Here is a 23292-nt window from a genome sequence, read left to right as displayed (position 1 = left end):
AAAATGTATCCACATAATGCGGAATATATTGAGAATGAATTTTTATCAATGCTTTAGTCCATGAAATCGTCTAAATCTATTTCTACTTCAGGAGTCTGGTCTGTTTCTGCTGTAGTGTTTTCTACTGGTAACACTGTAGGTGTTGTCAATAATTGCTGTTTGATTTTGTAATCGTCCAAAAGAAAGTTAACAACAGTTGATAAATTGTTAGTCTCAAGGGTCGCTGCAACCCTTCTCAGGAAAGGTATTTGGTCAGGCCGGACAGCAACTCTACGATGTTCCCATGCCAAATTATTATCTGTTGCCATTTTGTTGACTCCTAGCTTGTGCAATTGATAACAGACCTTCAGCGTTACAGAACTGGCTATTACCTAAGATTTCAAATCCTTTTTTAGTGAAATAGTTACCGATACTAGGTAAATTACCACCGCCACCAACTAAAAATAAATGTGCTGCTTTTGGAATCCTGGGGCGCATTTTATCCATTGCTTGCTTCAAATTAGATTTAGTCCAGGAAATTAATGCTTCTGTGTATTGTTTAGAAAAGTCAAAAATACCTTCTTCAGTGCGATAGATAAACTTTTTAGTCTCAATAGCAGTTCTGACAACGTGACTATCTCCTTCAACTCCGTTTAAGGCTTTTCTCATTTCTGGATGCTGGCAGATGGAGTTATACAAGTCTCTGACTCCCCATCTAAAAATAGATCGTTCTAAGATTTTTCCTTCCTGGAAAACAGTATAAATTGAGGTTCCAAAACCCAAATCAAACAACAGAACTAAGTCTGATTTTTTAACTTTTCCAGACTTCAGAAGATAGTAGTAAGTACCTTTTCCTTCTGGGGTAACGCTAGTATTAGATATTTCAATATCAAGAGGTTCACCGTCTAACTGTATTCTGTGTACTCCTTCTATTTTCTGCTTAATCTGTTCCCCAAAAGTTGTGGAATCGTGGACAGACAAGACGGGGTTAATTACGCGATCGCATTGAGGTAAAAGCCCCACCGCTCCTAACAACAACTCCAAAGCATAATCAGCTTTTGCTTGGGGAGATTTGGCGATGGAGATGCAATTTAAAGGGTCGATGCTATATGCAATATCACCGATTAAAATTTGCTTACCAATAAGGTCAGACCGTGAACCGGAAACATATAACACAGAACATCCGTTTTTTGCAACTACCCCACCTTCAAAATATTCTGTAGGATAGGCTATTAATGAAGGTAAGATTATGCTGTCTCCCTTGTCAGCTCTGGCTTTGACAAACCCATTACCAGGGTCAATTCCTAGTAGTGTCTGTATTGGTACAGAACTGACAGATTTTGACTTATTCGTAACTCCATAACTTGCTACCATTATTTTCCTCCTTAATTTATATCCGTGTAAGTTATGTTTCTGACATACTGGTATCATTGCAGAACTTTTAATTAGTGTCACTAGACTGTGTACAATTTTTTTATCTGCATAAAAAAATCCCCACTGACTCTGTTGACAGTGAGGACATTTTGTGGCCATTGTTGATATCAACTTTTTAATTTTTCTGAGACCAAATAGCACAATTTTTTGATAGCAGTTTGAGGCGATCGCCTGTTATATCTCCAGGACTCAACTGTGTATTTACTAACTCCTAATAGTGCAGCTAGGTTATCGGCTGACAAGTTGTAAGGTGGGAATAGTAAGTCTTTTGGATGTAGCTCTGGTATTTTCGTGATCATAGTATTAATGTCTTATTTGAAACCCGTCATTGCTTTTGATGACGGGTTCTTTTGTCGTTGATCGTTGACATTAGTGCAAGCTGCACATTAACTTGATTGTGCCTAGAAAAGCTGCACTAAAGCTGATATAGAAAATTAACTCATTAAGCATCGTTCAACACCTCATCGACTATAGACATAACATCGGTCTCTTGTGCGGGTGTTAAGGTGGTATTTATGCGATCAAAGTCTGGATATTTTTCTTGAAAATTACAGACCTCAGCAATTCGCCATTTGCAGTTTGCTTTTTGAGCCTCAGAGATATTCGGGTCTTTAATTCTGAGTGCATGAGTGCGGATATAATTTTTATCCATTTCATCCATTATTTTCTATTGCTCCTATTCTCTGATTTAGTTGTGTAGCCAAGGCTTGAGCTTGCGAGTGCAGTTCGGGAAGAGGCGATCGCGCATCCACTCTAAATAGTCGTTTTAGTACCTCGCCCGAACTACCTTACCTGCACAGTAAAATTCCGATAGTGTGATTCCTTTGGGTTTTATTCGTGATGTCATTGTTGCTATTACTCCGGCAACAATGCCGAGGGTAATATTTCTACTTAATAACCTTCATTTACGACCCACTTGACTACAGCTCGTTTGTCACGGGAATTTAGGTCTTTGATTTCTGGAATTACTTCTGCTACAGCTTTTTCTATAGCTTGGCGTTGCTCGTCCGTTACTTCGGGTGCAGTGCCGTCATAATTCAAATTGCGGGTCGCCTCATCAGAGGAACCGTAATAGCCTAAACAATTTGCCATTATTATTTTTCTCCTTAGAATGTGTAGATTTTGTTAGAATTGAAAAACGTACAAAAATCAAAAACCTAGTATTATCAAAGCTTTTGATGGTTTTGCTTATAGGTCTTCTGCAATAACATAGTCACGCAAAGCCCGGACTTTGACGAAAGGAAGTCCTGGAGTTGGTGCAGGGAGATACGCTAGTTCTGCTATTTGTGCCAGTGAGTTCTCAAAGTCACCATATTGCTCGTGCTTTTCGTAGGCAATATCTTTAATTTGCTGCCAGACATCATCAGACAGAAAAGCCTTTAGGAATTGTGGTAAATGGTTGATTTCACAGAATCCTATATCCTCTAGTTGTCCGTTGGGGAGGTATTGCTGATGAAGTAGTTCTATGGTTTCGTTATTGTGAATGTCCTTATGGATTTCTACCTGCCAATGCTCACGGCGATCGTCAATTAATATCACTTCACATCCCAGGTTTTTTTGATAATCTCTCTCGATGTCGTAGGTAATCAAGGGCAAATTATCAATTAGTTGCCGAATATCGTCAGCCAATGCAGAGTCGCAAGCTGGACTCATTGGCCTATCCAATGCTATTGTCATTTTATGTCATTAAGTTGTTAGGTAACTTTTGGGCTAGGGTTATTGCTGGACTGGTACTCCGCTTTAACCCGCTTACCTGAAAAGTTTTGTTATACGCTTCAAATTTAGCTGTATAGGTGATATATTAATATAAAGTACGATGAAAAGTCAACATATAAATAACAAAAATATATGGCTCAAGTTAGTATAATTATTCCTGATAATGTCTTAGAAAATATCCAAATGATATGTACAGAAACTGGACGCTCACAGTCAAGCCTATGTGCTGATTGGATAAAAGATGGTGTTTACAGTGAAATAGAAAAATTAAATAAAGTAGAAGTTTACAAACAGATGGTAAGAAAGCGTAAGGCTGCTGAAGTGGACAAGTCTACAGGCAAATAAGCAGAAGGCCATTAGTTTGATCTCTAACTCTTGGCCATTTATCACCTATCATTCAAAAATCAAAAACAGATAAACATAAATAGCTAAAATAGTTATTTGTTTATATAATGTCACCCCCCTCTTGGTGGCCTAATTATTATTTAATTTACTATATCCTGTGTTTATCCATGTTATATCACTGGAATATGTCAGGCATATACCATGTATATCACAATGATATCCTAAAATGTTGTACAATAGGGATATAAATGTAATATGTCAGATATATGTCAGATATAGCCATTGATATGAGTAAAAAGGATTTTAGAATAGTAGTAGATGATGAGGTAAGAGATAGGTTCAAAGCAGCTTGCAAAAGCCTAGAAACGCCTCCAAGTATGAGTTCGGAGATAGAAAAATTTATGACTTGGTTTGCAGATTGTGTAGAGAAAAAGGGTACAAAACCCAAACTATCAGATATATCCCAGGGATATCCATTAGATAGCCATGAGCTATCCGCAGGGGGGGAAGATTTATTTGATGAAAAGATTTTATCTGTTTTAGAAGCGGTGGAGGGAGTAAAAAATAAAGTAGAAGGAATGGACAATCGTCTAAGTTATTTGGAGAAATGCCCTGACTTTTATAAGATGTCAACCCCTTCAGGTGAGAAACCTTTGGAGAAAAATAATAATATTGGTAACACTGAATGCCAGGGGGATAATGTTATACCTAATAGTATAACTGAAGACGACATTATCATTATAGGAAGTGATTACACTACTAAAGAGCAAGTCAGAAATATTAAAATCACACCTAAGCACCGACTACAACAAGACCAGATGGGGCTTAGGTTAAATTTGGAAAGCCGTAAAAATGTTCCGACCAAAGAGAAAAATGGAATCCTAGCAAACCCTAGCTTGAATAATGATCCGGAGGGGTTAGGATGGGTTAGAATCCCAAAACAGCAAGGTAAGCCGATACTATACAAGCCTATTTTGGAATTGGACGAGCCTATCTCTGAAGAGTAATTCTTGAGCTTGCTAAAAATCTTTTTATGATGTACAATTAAAGCATAGACGCAAAAAACAGAAAACTCTCATACCGCCAAGTTAGAGAGTTTCCTTGAAAACTATATTTAGTTTTTGCGTTTTTTCTATAAATAAAATCAGAGAGCCTTTATATGCCTTCTGAGGAAATAGTAAAAGTTACCAGCTTTTCTATTCCAGGACTAAACTTACATCACCTAAAGGTGTCAAGATTTAGTATTAGTATATTTCTATAATAATAGAACTTTCTAGTTAGTGTCAACCCCTCTTTCTTAGAAACTAATACAACCTCCTCAGAAGATAAATAAAGGCTCTCCCAGATAAATTGGAGAGACGTTTTGAATAAAATTTCCGTATATAACTCTATTGTACTCTATTTCTTAAGTTTTTACAAACTTTATAGTAAATCAGTTACAAAATGCAAAAACTTAGGTCAACCTACACAATGGCCAACTAACAACTCACTAGCTAACCCTTGGAATGTAGTAGGGGGTGCGGTGTGATGCTACTATTCACTACTCTACTAACTGGCAAAGCAGCATTTGATAAAGCCTTAGAAATAATCGACAGACCTTCTTACTGGTTTAAAGAAGGCCACAACAGCTTTTGGAAAGGGGCTGCTGAAATTGTCGCAACCAAAAAACTTGATAACGGAGATCGAGAATTATATGGTCATCCATACAATACCTACTTTAAGCTTAGAAATATATCAGAAACTTCAGTAGATGATGGTGTATTTTTCCTCCCTGGTGATGCTAGTGATGCTCCTAAGAATAAATACCATACAGGAAGTAACCTTATATCCTGTGAAATGGATGATGGCAGCACGGAGGAACAGGTACAGCGACTAATATGGTTTAGTGAAGTTTCTCAACTAGATTGGGCTTTAATCATTGGCTCTGGTGGAAAGTCTAAGCACGGACATATAAAGGCATCTGAGAAATTATCAGCAAGCGATCGCTACTACCTCCAGAAGCTTCTCAATATGGTCATGCGGAGTGACCCCGCTGTAATTTCCCCTCACCAACCCATGAGGTTCCCTGGGTTTTTCAGAAAAGGAAAAGGGAATGAGCAAACCCTAGACTATTTCAGTTACTCAACCTATTCTTATGAGCAACTACTAGCAGGTTTTGCCAGAGTATTTGATTTTCTTGGATGGAGACTACCCTCACCAGAAGAGCTAACTGTAGAGTTAGATGAGGGCAACCCTGACACTGTTTGGGGAGATGGTAAATGGCGCAAACAACAACCTTTGTGGACTGAGTTACGCCGTCGTGTCACCAGAGCTAAAAGTGTAAGTAAAGATAGAGTTAATTACGACTACTCTCAGTATACTGATACTGACGTTATAGCAGCAATTCAAGAATTATTGGGTTTACCTCCTGAACATTGGGAGAAGCAAAAACCATTACCTATATCTCCAGAAGAAAATAAAGCTTTAAAAACTGAGGTACAACAATCTCTACCTAAATTAATTGATGGATCGGTTAAGTTATTTGATTGCTTAAGCCGTGATGCCCAATATTTGATCCAAAATGGTGTTGTCAAGGGGACAGCAGGCCGCGACCCGGAAGGATTTAAGCTATCTTGCCATATCCAACAGACAGAGGAGATTTTACAAAGAAACAATATTAATTATTCTGGCAACGGGCGATCGCTTTTAGATGAGTATTGCTTAAATTGTTCCCCTGCTTTAAGTAGTAGTGATGCAGATAAGCTATGGAGTAGGTACTCCCAATACGGGAGAGTAGATAACACAGCAGAGAGTTATGTACTAAAACGAGTAGCATGGTTGCTCCGAGACTCTAAAGAAGCATCAAAGCCCAAAACTATTACCAAGCAACAATGGTGGGAAAAATTCGGATTAACCAGGGAAGCAAATAATCTAGCTAAATTTGTTCGCGGTAAATTCAAAAAATTCTCTCAGGTAGTAAAGCCCAGACATACAGAATATAAAGGCTTTTTGAATATTGAAACAAAAATCATTAAGCCTATTACCACTACCACAGCCATTACTTTATGGGAGCCACCACTTAAATTAGGTCGGCCTTATATCAAATACACGGGTCCAGGCAGCATACCCACATATTCAGAATTTCAGAAGTTATTAGAAGCTGAGAACTGGTTAATTAAACAACCTGAGATTAAATTTGACTTAAGAGAATGGGGTGATGCTCCTGCAAGAGAAGCGATCGCTAAAGGATGGCCTCTAATATTAGATAAGCATGGTTGTGGGGAAGGTAAATCTCATACTTATGGTGGACTAACAGCAAACAAATTAGAAGGAATAGAGCGGACGGTATTTGCAGCCTCTAACCACCGGAACCCTACAGTTGAAAGTGTAGAACATCGTAAGGACTTAATAGCAAAACATAACGGTTTAACTTATGATTACAGCAAAAAAACTCCACTAGGCAATCCCTATCAAGTAGCTACACCTTCAGATAAAAAAGATGATATAGAACCGCCTTGTGTAGACCACAAACTATTTAACACAGCCTATGCACTCCAATTAAATGCTTACTCTGGTAAAGGTAGCCCTATTTGTCAAAAATGCCCTATGTTTGCTTCTGGTTGTGAGTATTTGGAGGAAAGACGCAATACTCTAGGCACAGAAAAAATCAAAGATGACGCGGGAAAAGTTATAGCAGAAATTCCTAACTATCCTGATATTAGAGCTGACTTAAACGGGTTAAACCAATTTGATGTACCTACAACTTTAATAGTTGATGAGATTGACCAAACCCTAGAATCTTCTAAACCTTTATATGTAGATTTAGATGATTTATCAAGGGCGGTAATGCAACTGGAGAAACTTAAAGATAAAAAGTTAGCAGCAACTTTAGAGAAACTAATTAAACTACTTTACAAAGCTATTGAAGACTACAAGCCCAACGGTTTGCACGGTTTACCGCATGGAGAGACTATTAAACTACTTCCGAGTAAATCTGATGTAGAGGATATTATTAATAATATTTATGCAGAGGATTTAACTAATCCTGGTGTAAGTTTGTGGGGCAAGACTGAGTATGTATACGATGTAGAACGTGACCCCGTAACAGGTGAGTTAGCTTCCAAAGTGGTTAGTGAATATGAAACATTCTCTATACCTTCTATTGACGACATAATAACTCAATGCCAGAAGCTACTTAAAACTAATTTTGATGAAATTCTTGATGTAAGAATGACTCCTGCTGAGAAAAGAGAAGCATTAGAACTAAACCATATTCTAGATTTCATTTCTCCCATCCTCAAAGTGATTAACGGTCACGAACCTACTATTATTGGGTTTCAAAACGAAGAAACTCTTGGTATACTTCGCACTAATCCTGATGTAAAAAATACTCTCACTAAAATCTATGAAGACAACTGGACTAATCCTGAGATAGATTTATGGGATGCTGATATTACTGGGCAATTATTCAATAACTCATCATTTCCTACACCTTCTATAGAAGATTTAATAGCTCAACTTAAGAAAAAACAAGCGGTATCGAAACAACTTAAGAAAACCAATGGTTACAGAAAAATCAACCTAAGTCTGAGTAAGAACTGCCTAACCATAACCAAACCCTGGTATCGGCATCAAAACATTATTAACTCAGCAAAAATAAATATTTTCTTAGATGCAACCATAGACCCGGCTGATTTAAGACGTAAGCTCAAACTAGATAAAGATGAACCTATATTAGTATTTTCCAGTCTGGAAAAAGACCACAGTAATTTAACTCTAAAATTTGTACAAGACTTTGGTCATGCCAGTAATCAACGCCGTAGTGGTTCCGAATATTGTGAAACTGAAAGAGTAGCAGCATTAATTAACCAAGTAGCTGAGAACCACAAAGATGAAAAAATTGGATTGATCGACTACAAAGCTCATGCTTACTCTCACCAATTACCAAAAAATATAGAGATAGCTGGACATTGGGGGAATGATAGTCGTGGTTCTAATCAGTTCTTAGATTGTAATGTCATGGTTAACATTGGAGACTTTACCGAAAATCTAGGAGCTTTAGCTGCTGACTGGCAATGTACGACAGGTCAAATCACAAACCCTACAAACTTCTCCGGTAGCTTTGGTCGTTATGTACAACGTCGGAGGTTAGCAGATTTAGAACAAGTTATAGGTCGCCTCCGGTCAACTAACCGAACTGATGAACAATTAACTATTTATTTACCTGGTAAATGGACAGATGAGGAAATAAATGCTATTGCCTCCAGACTATCAGGAGTAAATATTGAGAAAGTATCTACCTATGATATATGTCCAAAAGCAGCAAGAAAAGGCCAACAGTCTGAAAGAAAATTTGTTGAGCAAATTTGGCTGCATATTCAGAGGGGTGAAAAATTCGCGCAAGAGCAAATAGCTAAAGTTGTAGGTTTAACCAGGGGGCGGGTATCCCAGATAGCAAAAGACTTATCACCAGGAGGTTATAAGCAGATCAAAAAAATGTTAGTTTTGCTTTGGGATACCTTAAACAAAACTAACATTCCTGAAAAAGCTTTATCTGAACTACCGGAAGATGCCCAGTGGTTTATCAAAGAATGGGTTCCTAATTTCCATGAATATGTGGAACTAGGGGAAACTTTGGAGGATACGATCGAGAATTTAAAGGTAGGTATCGACATACATGGGGTAAGCCTCTTGGAATATTTATCAGTTGATACGATTATTGACTTGATTAAATTATTTATGGCTCCGATGCCGATAAGTTTTTGGGAAAAATTACGATCGCAACCAGAACCAATACCAATTTAACAAGCAAAATTAGCTCAAATAGTAGTGAAATTTGTTATATTCATAACAAATTTAATTACATTATGTGAGAGGGCATATATAGCTGCGATCGCAAGCTTCTTATAATTCTCGTAAACTATCTAAAATCATATATTTTGTACTAATTATTGGTTTTACTTTACCTGCTGCTACCATTTTACTACCCTTTAGATAAACCTTAGTTGTATTGTAAAGTATGAAATTTGTAACAACAATCTTAACTCATCTCTAATTATACCATAGATATTCTGTACATAGTACCTAGCTACTACCAGGGGGGATTGATTATGATAAGGGTGCGTATGTAAATCTATGAACCCAATTACGGCCAAAATGAGTGATTTTGTCTCAAAATCCAATGATTGGACATTACAAATAGCCAAGTTGGAGCAAGAAAAGGACTTATGGCAGGAGATGATTGCTAATCAGCGATCGCCAAATACTCGACGTGCTTATTCCATAGATATGAGAGATTTTTTTAATTTTCATGGTGTGGAGCTAAATCAAACAACGGTGCAGCAGTTTTTGAACTTAAGTAGGTCTCAGGCGGTACAGTTGGTGTTAAAGTTTAGGAGGTATCTAGTCACAGAGCGTAATTTAAAGCCTGCTTCAGTAGCTAGGAAAGTCAATGCTATTAAGGCTTTGGCTAAGTATGCTTATGATGTGGGGTGTTGTCAGTGGAAGTTAGATGTTGAAGCTTTGCAAGCGGGTAGGGTTGAGAAGTACCGGGATACGACGGGAGTTTCAGTTACGGATATTCAGAAGATTTTGTCATATCCTGACAGAGATACGTTGATAGGTAAGCGGGATTATGCTATGTTGCAACTGTTATGGGGTAATGGTTTGAGACGTGCTGAGGTTGTTAGTTTGGATTGTACGGATGTAGAGTTAGGCGATCGCTCTTTATGGGTGATGGGGAAGGGGAAGGATGATAAGGAACGGGTGAGGTTGAATAGTGTAACTATAATGGCGTTAAGGGAATGGATGATTCCCAGGGTTAAGTATCCATCTAGCACTGATGCTTTGTTTATTAGTTTGGATAATGTTAATCGGGGTAAGAGGTTAACTGCTCAGTCTCTTTATAATTTGGTTAGCAGAACTGCTGAAGTGGTGGGTATTGAAAAGAAAATGAGTCCTCATAGAGTGAGGCATTCAGCCATAACTACTGTGCTTAATCTTAATGGTGGTAATATTAGAAAAGCTCAGGATTTTTCTCGTCATGCTGACCCGAAAACTTTGATAATTTATGATGATAATTTAAACAAAGCACAGGGCGATATGAGTGATTTATTAGGAGATTTAATTGATGATTGATTAAAGGTTGCTGCTATTATTCATTATTAACCCTAACAACTCGTCAAACAAAGGTTCTCCAAAACTCATAAATCTTACAGATGGTTTACCCTCAAAAACATTCACATCAAATGTTACTTGATAATTACTATTTTGATAATTTAACTGCCACAATTTATCCTCTAAAAATGTAAATTTTACCCCTAATAATTTTAATATTAACGAATCAGTAAATAAATTTTCTATTAGTTCAGCAGATAAATTTGTAGGAATTAACGGCTGCCTAATTTCCGTTAAATCTGCCTCTACATCCATAGCTATCATCTCATCTAAAGCAGGTCTTAATGGAGGAGTATTTAACACATTTTTATCAAAATCAGACATTAATACATTTTCCTCTTCAGGGTCGGCACTCATAACTGCCTGCTCTATAAAAGTAGGAACTTTGGCTAAAATAGGCTGAAGATTGCCTACTATATTTTGAAAAGTATCAATGCGATCGCGCAGTTTTTTATAAACTTTAGCTTCTACTGTTCCATCATAATAAAAGTTATAAATTCTCACAGTGGGATAAACTTGACCTATTCTATCTAATCTACCAATTCTCTGTTCAACTCGCATCGGGTTCCAAGGCATATCATAATTAATAATTACTCCACAAGTTTGTAAGTTTAAACCTTCGGAAGCTGACTCAGTACATAATAAGATTTTTATCTCTCCAGCTCGGAATTTTTGTTTGATTTTCTCTTTAGGAACTAGACACCATTTTTCATCTTGATAAAGTTCACCACCACGTCCAGAATAACAGGAAATTTGACTCCCATATAAATCTTTTAAAGTCCGTCGTAAATAATCCATTGTGTCAGTATATTGGGTAAATACAATTACACTTTCTCTATCTATTAATTCTGTTCTTAAAGTTGTGATGAAGTGAGATAGTTTAGTATCCTCACCAGTATTTTCAAACTGGAGTAATAGACTTTCTAAATATTCAATTTCTTGGGGATCTACAGTTTCAGTTTGACAATAACTTTCTAATCCTGTAATAATAGCATCGTCAGCATCATCTAAGTCTCCCAAGTCATCAGCAGTAATGCTAATACCATCCAAACGACGCTGCAATGACTCCCGAATCGCAAAAAACGAACTGGTGAGACGTTTGCGGTAAAGAGTCATTAGAAAACCTAACGCTTGACGTTTTTCTTTTTGAGCTAATTTATAGAAATGACGTACATAGTCACTAACTGCCACATATAATTGTACTTCCCTGTTGGGTTCTAATACAATAGCTTTATCTTGCACAACTCGTTTGGGAATATCCCTAGTGAGAATACCACGGCGATAATATTGACGTAAGGTGTCGCGGGTGTGACGAAACATCAAGTCTTTGAGGGGAGTATTAATAGTTAAATATTGACGAGAAGTATTCACAAAGGGTTTATCCTGTGCTAGACTTTTATAATTAACTATTTTTTTCCCTTGTTGCCAAATATCTCGGAGGCGGTAAGACATTAAGCGATCGCTTTGATTTAGATAAGATGCAAACTGAGAACAAGGTACTCCTCCTAGTCTAAAATAATCTGTAGTCATTGTCTGCCAAAAATTGAAAGTATGCTCGTCTGGTTTACTTGATAAAGAGGCAAAATAGTTACAAAAATTATCCCCATAACTCCAATGTCCTTTTAATCCTAAAAGTTCTAATAAGTCAAAAACTTCGATAGGGTCTATTTGCATAGGAGTAGCAGATAATAGGATTAAAGATTTAGTTTTTTCTCGTAACTGCTGCATTAATTTCAAGAGAGAGTTAGGAGTTTCTTTCCTATTTTGAGGAGCTTGACGACGAGCGTGATGAGCTTCATCTAAAATAATTAAATCCCATTTTTCTGCTGCTAATATTTCTGTCATTCTCTCAGCACGTCTGACTAAATGGGACGATGCTAATATTAGTTTATGACTGTTCCAAGGGTTAGTTTGATTAATAGTTGAAGTGTTGCCGTAGGGGTCTTTAAATTCTCCTTTGTTGTAACTCCAAAAGTGGAGATTAAATTTTTCTCTGAGTTCCTCTTGCCATTGTGGTTGAACGCTGGCTGGTGCTAATACTAAAACTCGTTGGATGGCTTTGGTGAGGAGTAAATAACGTAAGATTAAACCTGTTTCAATTGTTTTTCCTAATCCAACTTCATCTGCTATGAGAAAATTACAGGGGAATTTTTTAGCAACTTGTTTAAGAATTTTTATTTGATGAGGCCAAGGTTTGATTGTGATGGATTTTAAGCAATAGTCTAGGCAACCAGGATGTTGATGATAATTTATGATAATATTAAAATCTTGACGTTCTTTTTGTTTGTCTGCTTCTGAGATATTTGTGATAGTTTTTTCTACAATATTATCTGTAGAAAATATGTTTTTACTTTCCTGTTTTTTCTCGGAGTTGTTGTCAGAAAAATATGATAGTTTTGATGGTAATGGTCTCGTGTCAAATTCAACTTTTTGATTCCAAGTAGGTTTAGTAGAGGGAGTGTAACGTAACAGTTTGTCCGCAACAGCTTCCGGGATATCAAATACTTTAACATTAGGTGCTAAATTATGCCAAAGTTGCTCAAATCTAAATACTTCCTCTTGTACTCTATCAAAATCTCTTTCTCCTTCCCAAGCACAATAAACATGAAACGATTCCACATTTTGTTCCCATCCTCCTAACGATTCATTATTAGAACCACTAAAGGCTATTTGGTCGCCATTTTTATCGGTAAAAATTCCCACTTTTTCATGGAAAATATGTTGGGGGTCTAATTGGCGATCGCTTGCTTCTGGCAGTCCGTTATCTTTAACGGGAATGGCAATTTTAATATCTAAATAACCTGTATAAATTAACCAACTAAGAATTTCAAAATGTTTTAGTTGGGCAAAATTTTCTGGAGGTTTTAAGTCAGCATCAAGACGAAAAGTTAGAGCTTCTCTCAATTCATAACCTTTTTGAATAGTTTCTAAATCTTGAGGGTTAAATTGACATCCCATAATCAGACGTATTTTACCTTGATTTTGAAGCATTGCTCCTAAACCTCTGGCTACTTTACTGAGAATAGCACTACCAAAAAAACCAGATTTTCTATCATATTGAATGGCACATTCTAAGGCAGGGATATAGAAGTCAGTAATAGGATTATTTTCATTACTGGAGTAGCTAATAGACCAATGATGGGAACGGAGGTTAGGCATTTTTCAGTTATCAGTTATCAGTTATCAGTTATCAGTTATCAGTTATCAGTTATCAGTTATCAGTTATCAGTTATCAGTTATCAGTTATCAGTTATCAGTTATCAGTTATGGGAATTAATTTAATGTCTACATTAGCTTTTATGTCTGCAAATTTACTGATAAAATTTCTATTAGTTTTGAATGTAGAAGTTTTAACTATAAATTGCTATTTAAACATCTCCAAAGTCTAAACTTAACTGCCCTTCAAATAATTCTAATTGTTTCCCTTTGGTACTGACATTATCTTTAATTTCATCCATCATTAAATACAAATTCATCAAAATTTGTTCCTCTTCTATTTTGTCGGGAATTACTTTTAATGCTACTTCAATAGTTTGCATAAACATTTCATTGCTTAATAATCCTGTTTTTTCCATAAACCGACGGACTACTTCTACATTTTCCTCCTCTTGATAAATGGCAATAATAGCATGAATGCCATCTACTAAATATTGACCAGAAAAATCTTCAGGAGTGACAAAAAACGCTCGTTTTTTCAGTCGTTGTTGGGGTGTTAATAATTTGCAAGTGCCACTCGTTGAATCTAGTAATTTGTGAACTTTAACGAGGTCGTTGACGTTGAAACCTCCTATAGCTAGGGCAAGTTGTCTGGCTTCATCAAAGGGGAACTCCCTGGCACTGAAAGCATCCCAAGCTAATAAATACCATTGGGTCAAAATATCAAAACCTGCTGTATCTGTTTGTACAAGTTTCTGGAAGCGGTAGTTAGCGATCGCTTTTCTAGCTTCAGCAAAGGCGACTTCCGGGCGAACTTCTACTCCACTGCTGTCTAATATGGGATAGGAACGACTGAATACGTTTAATGCTGGGCCGAATGCGCTGAGATATAGGTCAATTCCGGTGATGTCATTTTTTTCAAAGTCGGGGGCGCGTTCCTCTACTTGGTTGGCAACTTCCGGTTGCAGGTCATCCCACCATGCTTGAGGGGCGTTGGGGTCGCGTTTGCGACAGACGAGTAAGACGGTGCTGGAAACAGAATTTTTCTTAGCTTGATGGAGGTTTTGGGGGTTTTCGGTACTGACAGCCCAAGATGCGGTGATTTCAAAACCAGCGTCAATAAGAGATTTAGCTAAGACATCCCACGCGCCGGACTCTTTGTGGTTGAATTGTACTGTCATTACCCCGTCGTCGCGCAATACTCGGTAATGTTCGGCAAAGGCGAGTGCCATTTTGGCTTCGTAGTCTTGGTTTGCGAGTTTTTCGGGGGATGTTCCCATGTTGCGGAAGCGGGAGGGGTTGGCAACTGCTTCTCTGTCTTTGTCAGTGAGTTCGGTTAAAAAGAGGTCGGGGAAGATGTCGCCTAAGACTCGGCGTTGCCAGACGTAGAAAAAGTCCGATAGTTCGGCGTATTGGATGGTGGCGTAGTAGGGCAGGTCGGTGATGATAGCATCTACTGAGTTCTTGGGGATGTGGTAGAGGGTGTCTGCTGATGCGGAGTCTATTTGGATGGTTTTTGAGTCGTGTTTTTCAATTCCAGGTAAGCTGACTGAGTGGGGTTTTGTGCCGAATAAATTAGACAGCTTTGTATAATCTTGTGTTACTGCACTACAAGCTAATTCCCATAGTCGAGCAGTCCCACATACCTCCGGATAATTCCACACTAGATTTAGGGAATGTGTAATTGATGCTCTTTGGATTTTATTGACACTAGAATCCCAAATCGAAAGACGAGAATTTAAGTCAGCGCATCTATCTAATACAAAAGCTAAGTAAGTAGCGATCGCCTCTACTTGATCGGGTTCATATTCTGCCTGTAGTTGTAACTTAACATCATTGATAATTTCGACATAAGTGACAAGAGTTAGGAGTTGACGGGGGTTGAAACAGTCTTGATATTTACGCAGTCCATATTCATAGTTTCTTGGAGAATCATGTAAACCTGTGCTTGTGGGTTCATTAGGAATCAAACTAGCGATAGTAAAATCAGTTTCTTTTTGCTTTAATACTTCTTCAGCTTTTGTAAATCCTTGAAAATCAGTTGTTTCTGGTAATCTAAATTGTAAGTTGCTTTTACCTTCTTTATAAGCTACAGCATAAAGTTGATGACCAAAATTATGTACTGATGAATAAGCTTTTATAGATTCATCCTCAATCACACTACCACAATTCAAACATTTACCCACACCTCTACTAATAGTATTGTAATCATTCGGATCGAACTCACCGTCATCAGTCTTAATAGTCGTACCTTTTCCCTTCCTCCCTTTTATCAATTCAAAATTAACCCGCTTCCCTTCAGGATTAGGAATAGGTTTCACCGCATACCAATCACTTGTCACCTTTCTTGCTTGCCCCTTCCCTGCATAGTTGCTCGTTTTACTCAACCACCAATTCGGACTCAAAGGTACAACAGACTGACAACTCGGACAAACCACCGTATGCGCCCACAAATAATTCTGCACTGTTTCCCCTGGCAACGACGGGAAAAACTCAGCTAACCGTTTCTCTGCTTCATCCCCTACCCACTGCACCCACTTATCAATATCCTGCTGTAAGTCAGGTCCGAATTTCAAGGGATATTCCATTGCTGCTTTCATCGTCACCACTGCCACCGGATTCAAATCTGATGCCAAAACATTCAACCCATACCGCGCTGCTTCAAAAGGAATGCTGCCACCACCCCCGAACGCATCTAAGATAGTAGGTGTTCTCGTCCCCCAGGTTTTCTCACAGTAGTCGTGTACTTGCTTAATTCTTGTTTCATCAGGAGGAGTTTTGTAAAGCTTAGTATCATCCTTGTACTGTTCACTTTTTTGAATAGAATTGCTCCGCTTTTTCAACCCTAACAAATACTCAAACTCTTCTACAGAGATATCATCAGGCAATAAAGAAGCTAAAACGGAAGCTCTTGAAAACGATAAAGGTTTACGAGAATACCAGCGATGCAACCCCTTAAAAGGATTACCTCCATGTTCATAATAAACCTGTTGATTTAATAATTTCACAGGCATAATTTTTTCAATAAAAACAGCCGGACGTTGGGAATTGTTCATTTATTTTTTCCTATAAATAATGGATGGATATTAGTTAAAATATGGCCGCGATATATAAGCTCGCACTGGATGAGATTTTAAATATCAATATTATTAAATTTTGGACTTTGGACAAAAAGCAAAATAGTTAGTGTAATAATTACGCTAATCATATCTGGCAATGTTCCTCTGTCTCCAGTGAATTTAATCACTGAAAAATAGAAATAATTGAGAGTGATCGCCGACGGGGATGCCAACTTTTAGTTATTTTCCTATGATTTTCAGGATGATAAATAATTTCAAAAACAAAGATAATTCCAGTATGAATTCGGTCTTTAAATCTTAATTTCAGTAGTTAGTGTAAATATTACGCTAACTTTTTTTGTCCAAAGTCCAATGCCCTAACGTTAACCATTTTTCTGATAACGAGAAGATTGGCATTTGGGACAGTAGATTTTTTCTTGAGTTTGACAACAATTTTATTCTTAAGCATTCTATATTCACCAACGCCAAAATTTGTCCTGTGCCATCATCAAGCATAAATTCATCGCCCGAAATTCCTATGACTTGCCCGGAAATAGTCGCATTGTCACCACGTTGTAATTCTCCTATGGGAGTTTATAGCAAGAGTAGGGGTGACAATGACAATTGAGAAAAAACTTATATAAGCAGCGATCGCTCCTGTTAAACTTTTGGCCACTCTACCAAGTTTAATAAAATTCATGGCAATTAACCTCCTATAACTGTTTCCTAGCTGAATACTTATGAAAATTGTTTTGAAGAAGGAGACAGGAGACAGGAGACAGGAGACAGGAGGAAAATTACATGGGGATAGTCAACGAAGGGCCGCTCCGCGTCTACGCTCCCCCAAGTAATTTTGAACACTGTGTAGACGGTGGGGTATTAAACCCACAAAGAAAATGATAATCTATAATATTAAACTAAGATAATTACTGTAGTCAAGTCATTGCAACTAGAACGGAGTGAAATAAAGGAATATCAAGGGTTTAGGGGATTGCTTCCTCTGGTTGTAATGACTACTTTTCAAGGGAATCCTACATAATAATGTTAAAATAACTTTTTACTCAAAACACTAATGACAACAGCTAAAACAAAACAAATAAATTGGGATGCTTTAGCATCAGACCTAAAAAATATCGAAATTATTACCGAAACAAATCAAGTCATTAAACTCTCCTTAGACTATTATCATTTCAGCCCAATTTTACAATCCCAACTAAAAGATAAAAGAGCTAATTTAATTGTCTGCCCTACCAATGAAGCAGAGGTTTTACAAATAGCTAAAATTTGCGTTAAATATCAAGCACCTTTAACAGTAAGAGGTGCTGGAACTGGTAATTATGGGCAATGTATTCCTTTAGAAGGAGGGGTAGTTCTCGACACTACAAAAATGAATAATATTAATTGGATTAAACCAGGTTTATCTTGCGTCGAACCAGGAGTAAAATTAATAGCATTAGATAAAAAAACCAGAGAAATTGGTTGGGAATTAAGAATGTCTCCTTCAACTTATCGCACTGCTACAATTGGCGGTTTTATCGGTGGTGGTAGTAGTGGAATTGGCTCAATTAATTATGGTGGATTACGTCATCGTGGCAATGTTTCTGCTGTCCGAGTTGTTACTATGGAAGAGGAACCAAGAGTTATAGAATTGCGTGGCGATGAGGTACAAAAAGTTAATCATGCTTATGGAACAAATGGAATTATTACTCAATTAGAAATACCTTTAGCTCCTACTTATCCTTGGGCAGAATTAATAGTAACTTTTGACGACTTTATGACCTGTGCAAAATTCGGTCAAGCATTGGGAGATAGTGATGGAATTGTCAAAAAATTAATTACTGTTTTTGCTTGGCCGATACCTAGTTTTTTTGCTGGGGTAAAAAGTTCAATTCCTGAAGGAAAACATTGTGCTTTTTTGATGGTATCTGAATATAGTTTGGAGTCTTTTCAGGATTTAGTTAAAGAATTTAAGGGTGAAATTTGTTATGAAAAAACTGCTGAAGAGGCAAGTAAGGGTACGCCAATATATGAATTTACTTGGAATCATACGACGTTACACGCTCGGAGTGTAGATACAAATTTGACTTATTTACAAAGTGGTTTTCCTGCTGATAGAAATCTGGCACTTGTAGAAAAAATGTATCGGCATTTTGGTGATGAAGTAATCATGCACTTAGAGTTTATGAAAATGGATGGTAAAACTACACCAGTAGGATTACAAATTGTCCGTTATACTTCAGAAGAACGACTAAATGAAATTATTGAATATCACGAAAAAAATGGGGTAAATATTTTTAATCCTCATACCTACATTTTGGAAGATGGGGGAATGAAAACTACAGACTTTGAGCAGTTAGAATTTAAGAAAAAGGTAGACCCCTACGGATTATTAAATCCTGGAAAAATGAAAGCTTGGTTAGAGAGATAGAAAAAATTATTAGAGTTTTTCTATGGAGGTAAGGAGCAGACTTATTTCCTCTGTTAGAAAAAAGCTCAACTGCTCAAGATGATTTAATGAAGGAAAAAATAACTCGTCATATCAAATCCGGTAGGATCGGGATAAAATTTTTTGAAGGTAGGAGTCAGAAGTAAAGACGATAGCAATCGCTCTTGAATAGACAGTAAAAAATCAAAAAATAAGCGTTGGCGGAGTTTAGCGACAGCTATATCGCTACTGGTTGATAGTGAAGGTGAACAATCCGGGGGAATTATTGATGTTTGGAAGTTTCAAATACAGGATAAAGATAAAGATGTTGCAGTTTGACTCTAGCATCGAAGCGTGGAAAAACGCCAAACCACCTTGCTAAGATTTTGATTCCGCTGTTGATTCCAGGTTTCTAACTCTTGGCGTAACTGCTCAGTAGTAGGAATACGTCTATCTCGCCATGTTTAAAGATTGTAAAACAGGTGGATATAATCTAGAGGGAAGTCTAGGTAATGTACAAGGTTTGACTAATTTAATTTGACTGATCGCTATTGCTGATACTGGTTGATTTTATCAAGGTAAATTTATCAAAAAATCTGGTGTTCAAAATTACATTTGTAGATGAACAGAAGCTCAAAGAAAAGATAGAATACATAGCAATTTTTGGGTGGGTATGTATAGTGACCTGTGGGGGATTGCTGGGGATTATTTAGTTGATATTGTTAACAGATAATTAACCTGAATCCTCAAAAAAAGTCTGATGTTCACAGGGGATTAAAAGCTCTGTCAATGTTAGATAATATTTAACTATTTACACTCAACGTCTTACCTTTCATCTAATTATTAAACAATTTTAAATTGACTTACATAAATGTTCTCGTGTCCCTAGGGACGTTGCACGCAACGTCCCTACTGCTCCCTGCTCCCTACTGTACTTCATAAACCACCGAATACACTGTAACACTCCCTTTTTCATTGTTTCTAGCATACTGGATTAAGACTTGATTCTCATGCCTGTAATGTTTTATATCATGTCCGGTTAAACAGTGATAAATAAATAACTAGGGAGGAGTCAGTCCTCAGGAGTCAGGAGTCAGGAGGAAAGAGGGAAGAAAGAAGAACAACTGGAGTTGAAGGAGAAAGTTTTTTTATAACTAATTATCCGGACATGATATTAGAGATTATTTGACAAAAGAATCTTAAGAAGTTCTATTGTAATTAATTAAATAGATTGAATATGAGATAATTGATTATATTCTTATAGTTATCCTTCCAAGAGCTAGTGGAAAAAGCAATGGATTATCTCGCTTCAGACATATTAATATGATGTGTTTTAACTATCAATACACAGTTGCAAACAAACTACACATTTAGTTTGCTTCTTATTTTTAGTCACTGTAAGAGTGCAAAATTTACTAAATCCTTCTATTTTTCTTATGCGCTTTTAGAAATATATGCAAGTTAAATGTTTAATTACTGATTTAATATTTTGACTGATTTGTTGGTAAATAATATTATAAATTGACGAAAAAAAATCAGTATAAAACGATGCAAAAAGTCAATTAACACTCTGACATACTGAATTATAGTATCTCCAAAGGTACTGTGATTTCCGAGAAAAATTTAGAGAAAACGGTAAACATTTTTTTTCTGCAAACCCGAATTAATCTCAATTAGTTATATAGAATTATCCCTCCGATCAAGCAAAAATTTATTAGGGGATAGTATATTTATTTGTCTAGCATTAATAACTTTAGGGTTAGTATGCTTTCTCGAAAAGCAGAATAAACGGCTGAAAAGTTATTAATTATAGGAGTAATTAGGAGTAATATAATAGTGAAAAATAAAGTATTTCCAGTAAAACAAACAAACAAGAGAAAAAGCAATTATTCTACTTTTAACCAATGGTTCAAATCTCTAAGTCTAAGCATAATTCCTGCTCTTTTAACTGCTTTACCAGTGAATGCAGCAAAGCAGATTTCTCTAGGCCATAAAGATCTAAATATTTTGATTCCTGTATCAGCATTAGAAAATTATGCCAAAACGGGAGAAATTAGCTATGAACTAGCTAGTTATATGCTACTGTTAGAAGCTGAAAAAGAAGATAAATATCGGGATCTATTACAAAACCGCTATAATTTTCCTCCTCAGATAGTCTCTCAATTTATCAATTCCCCTATGGGAGAATTATTCCTGAAAAACTTAGGGAAAGTAATCAAAACTTCATCAAATTCTGAGAATGAGAATTTAACTACTGTTGAAAATGGTGCTGAGGAAATTAGAACTGCTTTATTAAAGGCGGCAAATGATCCTGAAGGCTTAACTATCATAAATTTTATCCGTCATTTTCCCCGCAACACTATGTGGCTGGATACAAAAGAAGTCTTTGCTGTAACTGACAAAATTGCTGCTGTACAAGAAGATACAAAAACTTTTATAGAAACTGTAGCAAATCTGACACAAACAGAAGCTTACAAAGAAGAAAAAGTAGATTTTTCTCGTTTACCAGATATTAGGAAAAAAGGAAAATATAACTTTTCAAAGCAACAAATTATCCTGCAAGATGAGGGACGCGATCGCAATTTTTCAGTACAACTTTATTTACCCAATATCTCTTCAGCAGAAATATCAATTCCTGTAGTTGTAATTTCTCACGGTTTAGGTTCTAATGGAGTTAATTTTGAAAGTTTAGCTAAACATTTAGCTTCTTATGGATTTGCTGTTGCTCTACCCCAACATCCAGGTAGTGATTATGAATATATCCAGAAATTTTTAGCAGGTAAAACTAAGGATATGTTCCATGGCAATGAATTTATTGACCGCCCCTTGGATATTTCTTTCTTATTAAATCAATTAGAGCAGTTAAATCAATATCAATTCCACAATCAATTAAACCTGAAAAAGGTAGGTATATTTGGTCATTCTTTTGGTGCTTATACTGCTTTTGCTTTAGCAGGTGCAGAGATTAACTTTCAGCAACTAAAACAAGACTGTGGCCCACAAATGGAAGTTTTAAATATGTCGCTACTGCTACAGTGTCGTGCTTTGGAATTGAAGCCTCAAAAATATAATTTGAAAGATGATAGAATTGGAGGAATATTTGTACTCGATCCAGTCAATAGTAGTTTATTTGGAAAAGCTGGTTTGAGTCAGATTGAGTTACCTGTGTTGTGGGGAAGCGCAAGTGAAGATAAAATTACTCCTATTGTTTTAGAACAAGCAAACTCTTTTACTTGGTTGACAACTCCTGACAAATATTTGGTCTTAACAGAAGGAGCAGATCATATCAATATTGATTTTGAGGCAATTAGAGAAAATAGTTTCACTACTCTAGCAGAGTTGATTCAACCAGATCCAGATGTAGTCAATGGTTATGCTAATGCTTTTGGTTTAGCATTCTTCCAAACCCATGTTGCCGATCGCCCTGAATATAGTTCATATTTACAAGCATCTTATGCTCAGACCATCGGCGAAAAACCTTTTAATCTGAGTTTTGTGCGGTCTTTGTCAGAAACTCAGTTAAGTAAAACATTGAAACAGGCAAGAAAAAACTAATTGAGATGATCTCCAGTTGGGTATCTAAAGAGTGGTGTGTGAGCTATAGAAAATAATATGAGCAAACCTAAATCATTCCGCACATTATGATTATAATCATACACATTCAGACAGATGATCAGAAAATTTCGCGTTGCATAGTGACGAATGATTTTAGATTTTTGATGAACAGGATTTTGGATTAATCAATTGCTAGAATGATTGATATTAGGTTTTTTTTAGTCAAAGTCTAAACTAATTTTTGGCAATATCATTCCATAATGTGCAACCCCGAAAATTTTGTCCTGCTCTAAATGAATTTGCAATCAGTTTTTTGATTACCTGTTGCCTGAGTAATATCATGTTGTTTAATAGCGCCATAGAACTCTGTTCCGCTTTCCTACAGAATGCTACGCAAACACAATCAAAAACTTTCTTCTCCTCTTGCTTCTTTTTCCCTACTGACTCCTGAGGACTGACTCCTTTCAT

General features: G+C 36.7%; 16 protein-coding genes. 6 read left to right on the top strand and 10 right to left on the bottom strand.

Annotated elements, in window-relative coordinates; all coding sequences use genetic code 11:
- Positions 1-53 precede the first annotated feature (53 nt).
- From F6K18_RS01585 to F6K18_RS01560, 6 genes are all read right to left on the bottom strand, one after another.
- Positions 54-308 (bottom strand): hypothetical protein, encoded by a 255-nt coding sequence (locus tag F6K18_RS01585; protein ID WP_287517990.1) that lies wholly within the window; start codon positions 306-308, stop codon positions 54-56.
- Positions 295-1353 carry a ParM/StbA family protein gene (locus F6K18_RS01580; RefSeq protein ID WP_287517988.1) on the bottom strand — a complete coding sequence of 353 codons (1059 nt, stop codon included), beginning with the start codon at positions 1351-1353 and terminating at the stop codon, positions 295-297. Before F6K18_RS01580 ends, F6K18_RS01585 begins: the two co-directional genes overlap by 14 nt.
- 167 nt (positions 1354-1520) lie before the next feature.
- Positions 1521-1712: a hypothetical protein gene (locus tag F6K18_RS01575; protein ID WP_287517986.1), complete on the bottom strand. Its 192-nt coding sequence runs from the start codon at positions 1710-1712 to the stop codon at positions 1521-1523.
- Positions 1713-1855: 143 nt separating this feature from the next.
- On the bottom strand, positions 1856-2074 hold the full coding sequence (locus F6K18_RS01570) for a hypothetical protein (RefSeq protein WP_287517985.1): 219 nt from the start codon (positions 2072-2074) through the stop codon (positions 1856-1858).
- A 230-nt stretch (positions 2075-2304) separates the two neighbouring features.
- Positions 2305-2505 (bottom strand): hypothetical protein, encoded by a 201-nt coding sequence (locus tag F6K18_RS01565; RefSeq protein WP_287517983.1) that lies wholly within the window; start codon positions 2503-2505, stop codon positions 2305-2307.
- 96 nt (positions 2506-2601) lie between these two features.
- A complete protein-coding gene (locus tag F6K18_RS01560; protein ID WP_287517982.1) occupies positions 2602-3090 on the bottom strand; it encodes a hypothetical protein in 489 nt (162 codons plus the stop codon).
- Between the two features lie 171 nt (positions 3091-3261).
- On the opposite strand from F6K18_RS01560, the gene F6K18_RS01555 reads away from it, so the two are divergent.
- From F6K18_RS01555 to F6K18_RS01540, 4 genes are all read left to right on the top strand, one after another.
- Positions 3262-3474 carry a hypothetical protein gene (locus F6K18_RS01555; protein WP_287517980.1) on the top strand — a complete coding sequence of 71 codons (213 nt, stop codon included), beginning with the start codon at positions 3262-3264 and terminating at the stop codon, positions 3472-3474.
- Positions 3475-3740: 266 nt separating this feature from the next.
- Positions 3741-4481, top strand: a complete 741-nt coding sequence (locus tag F6K18_RS01550) for a hypothetical protein (RefSeq protein ID WP_287517979.1) — start codon at positions 3741-3743, stop codon at positions 4479-4481.
- 520 nt (positions 4482-5001) lie between these two features.
- Positions 5002-9258, top strand: coding sequence for a hypothetical protein (locus F6K18_RS01545; RefSeq protein ID WP_287517977.1), 4257 nt, complete (start codon positions 5002-5004; stop codon positions 9256-9258).
- 351 nt (positions 9259-9609) lie between these two features.
- The gene (locus F6K18_RS01540; protein ID WP_287517976.1) at positions 9610-10590 is read left to right on the top strand and encodes a tyrosine-type recombinase/integrase; all 981 of its coding nucleotides are present in this window, start codon (positions 9610-9612) and stop codon (positions 10588-10590) included.
- Here F6K18_RS01540 and F6K18_RS01535 read toward each other — a convergent pair whose 3' ends face one another.
- From F6K18_RS01535 to F6K18_RS01525, 3 genes are all read right to left on the bottom strand, one after another.
- The gene (locus F6K18_RS01535; RefSeq protein ID WP_287517974.1) at positions 10591-13788 is read right to left on the bottom strand and encodes a helicase-related protein; all 3198 of its coding nucleotides are present in this window, start codon (positions 13786-13788) and stop codon (positions 10591-10593) included.
- A 209-nt stretch (positions 13789-13997) separates the two neighbouring features.
- Positions 13998-16841, bottom strand: coding sequence for a DUF1156 domain-containing protein (locus F6K18_RS01530; protein ID WP_287517972.1), 2844 nt, complete (start codon positions 16839-16841; stop codon positions 13998-14000).
- Positions 16842-17409: 568 nt separating this feature from the next.
- Positions 17410-17544, bottom strand: a complete 135-nt coding sequence (locus F6K18_RS01525) for a hypothetical protein (RefSeq protein ID WP_287517970.1) — start codon at positions 17542-17544, stop codon at positions 17410-17412.
- A 372-nt stretch (positions 17545-17916) separates the two neighbouring features.
- On the opposite strand from F6K18_RS01525, the gene F6K18_RS01520 reads away from it, so the two are divergent.
- Both F6K18_RS01520 and F6K18_RS01515 read left to right on the top strand, forming a co-directional pair.
- The gene (locus tag F6K18_RS01520) at positions 17917-19272 is read left to right on the top strand and encodes an FAD-binding oxidoreductase (protein ID WP_287517969.1); all 1356 of its coding nucleotides are present in this window, start codon (positions 17917-17919) and stop codon (positions 19270-19272) included.
- Between the two features lie 1833 nt (positions 19273-21105).
- Entirely contained in the window at positions 21106-22824 is a 1719-nt protein-coding gene (locus F6K18_RS01515) for an alpha/beta hydrolase (protein ID WP_287517968.1), read from the top strand.
- A 234-nt stretch (positions 22825-23058) separates the two neighbouring features.
- Here the strand turns inward: F6K18_RS01515 and F6K18_RS01510 are convergent, their stop codons facing one another.
- The gene (locus tag F6K18_RS01510) at positions 23059-23292 is read right to left on the bottom strand and encodes a hypothetical protein (protein ID WP_287517965.1); all 234 of its coding nucleotides are present in this window, start codon (positions 23290-23292) and stop codon (positions 23059-23061) included.

The sequence above is a fragment of the Okeania sp. SIO2C2 genome (assembly GCF_010692625.1).
Classification (GTDB): domain Bacteria; phylum Cyanobacteriota; class Cyanobacteriia; order Cyanobacteriales; family Microcoleaceae; genus Okeania; species Okeania hirsuta.
This window is presented reverse-complemented; position numbering and strand designations above follow the sequence as displayed.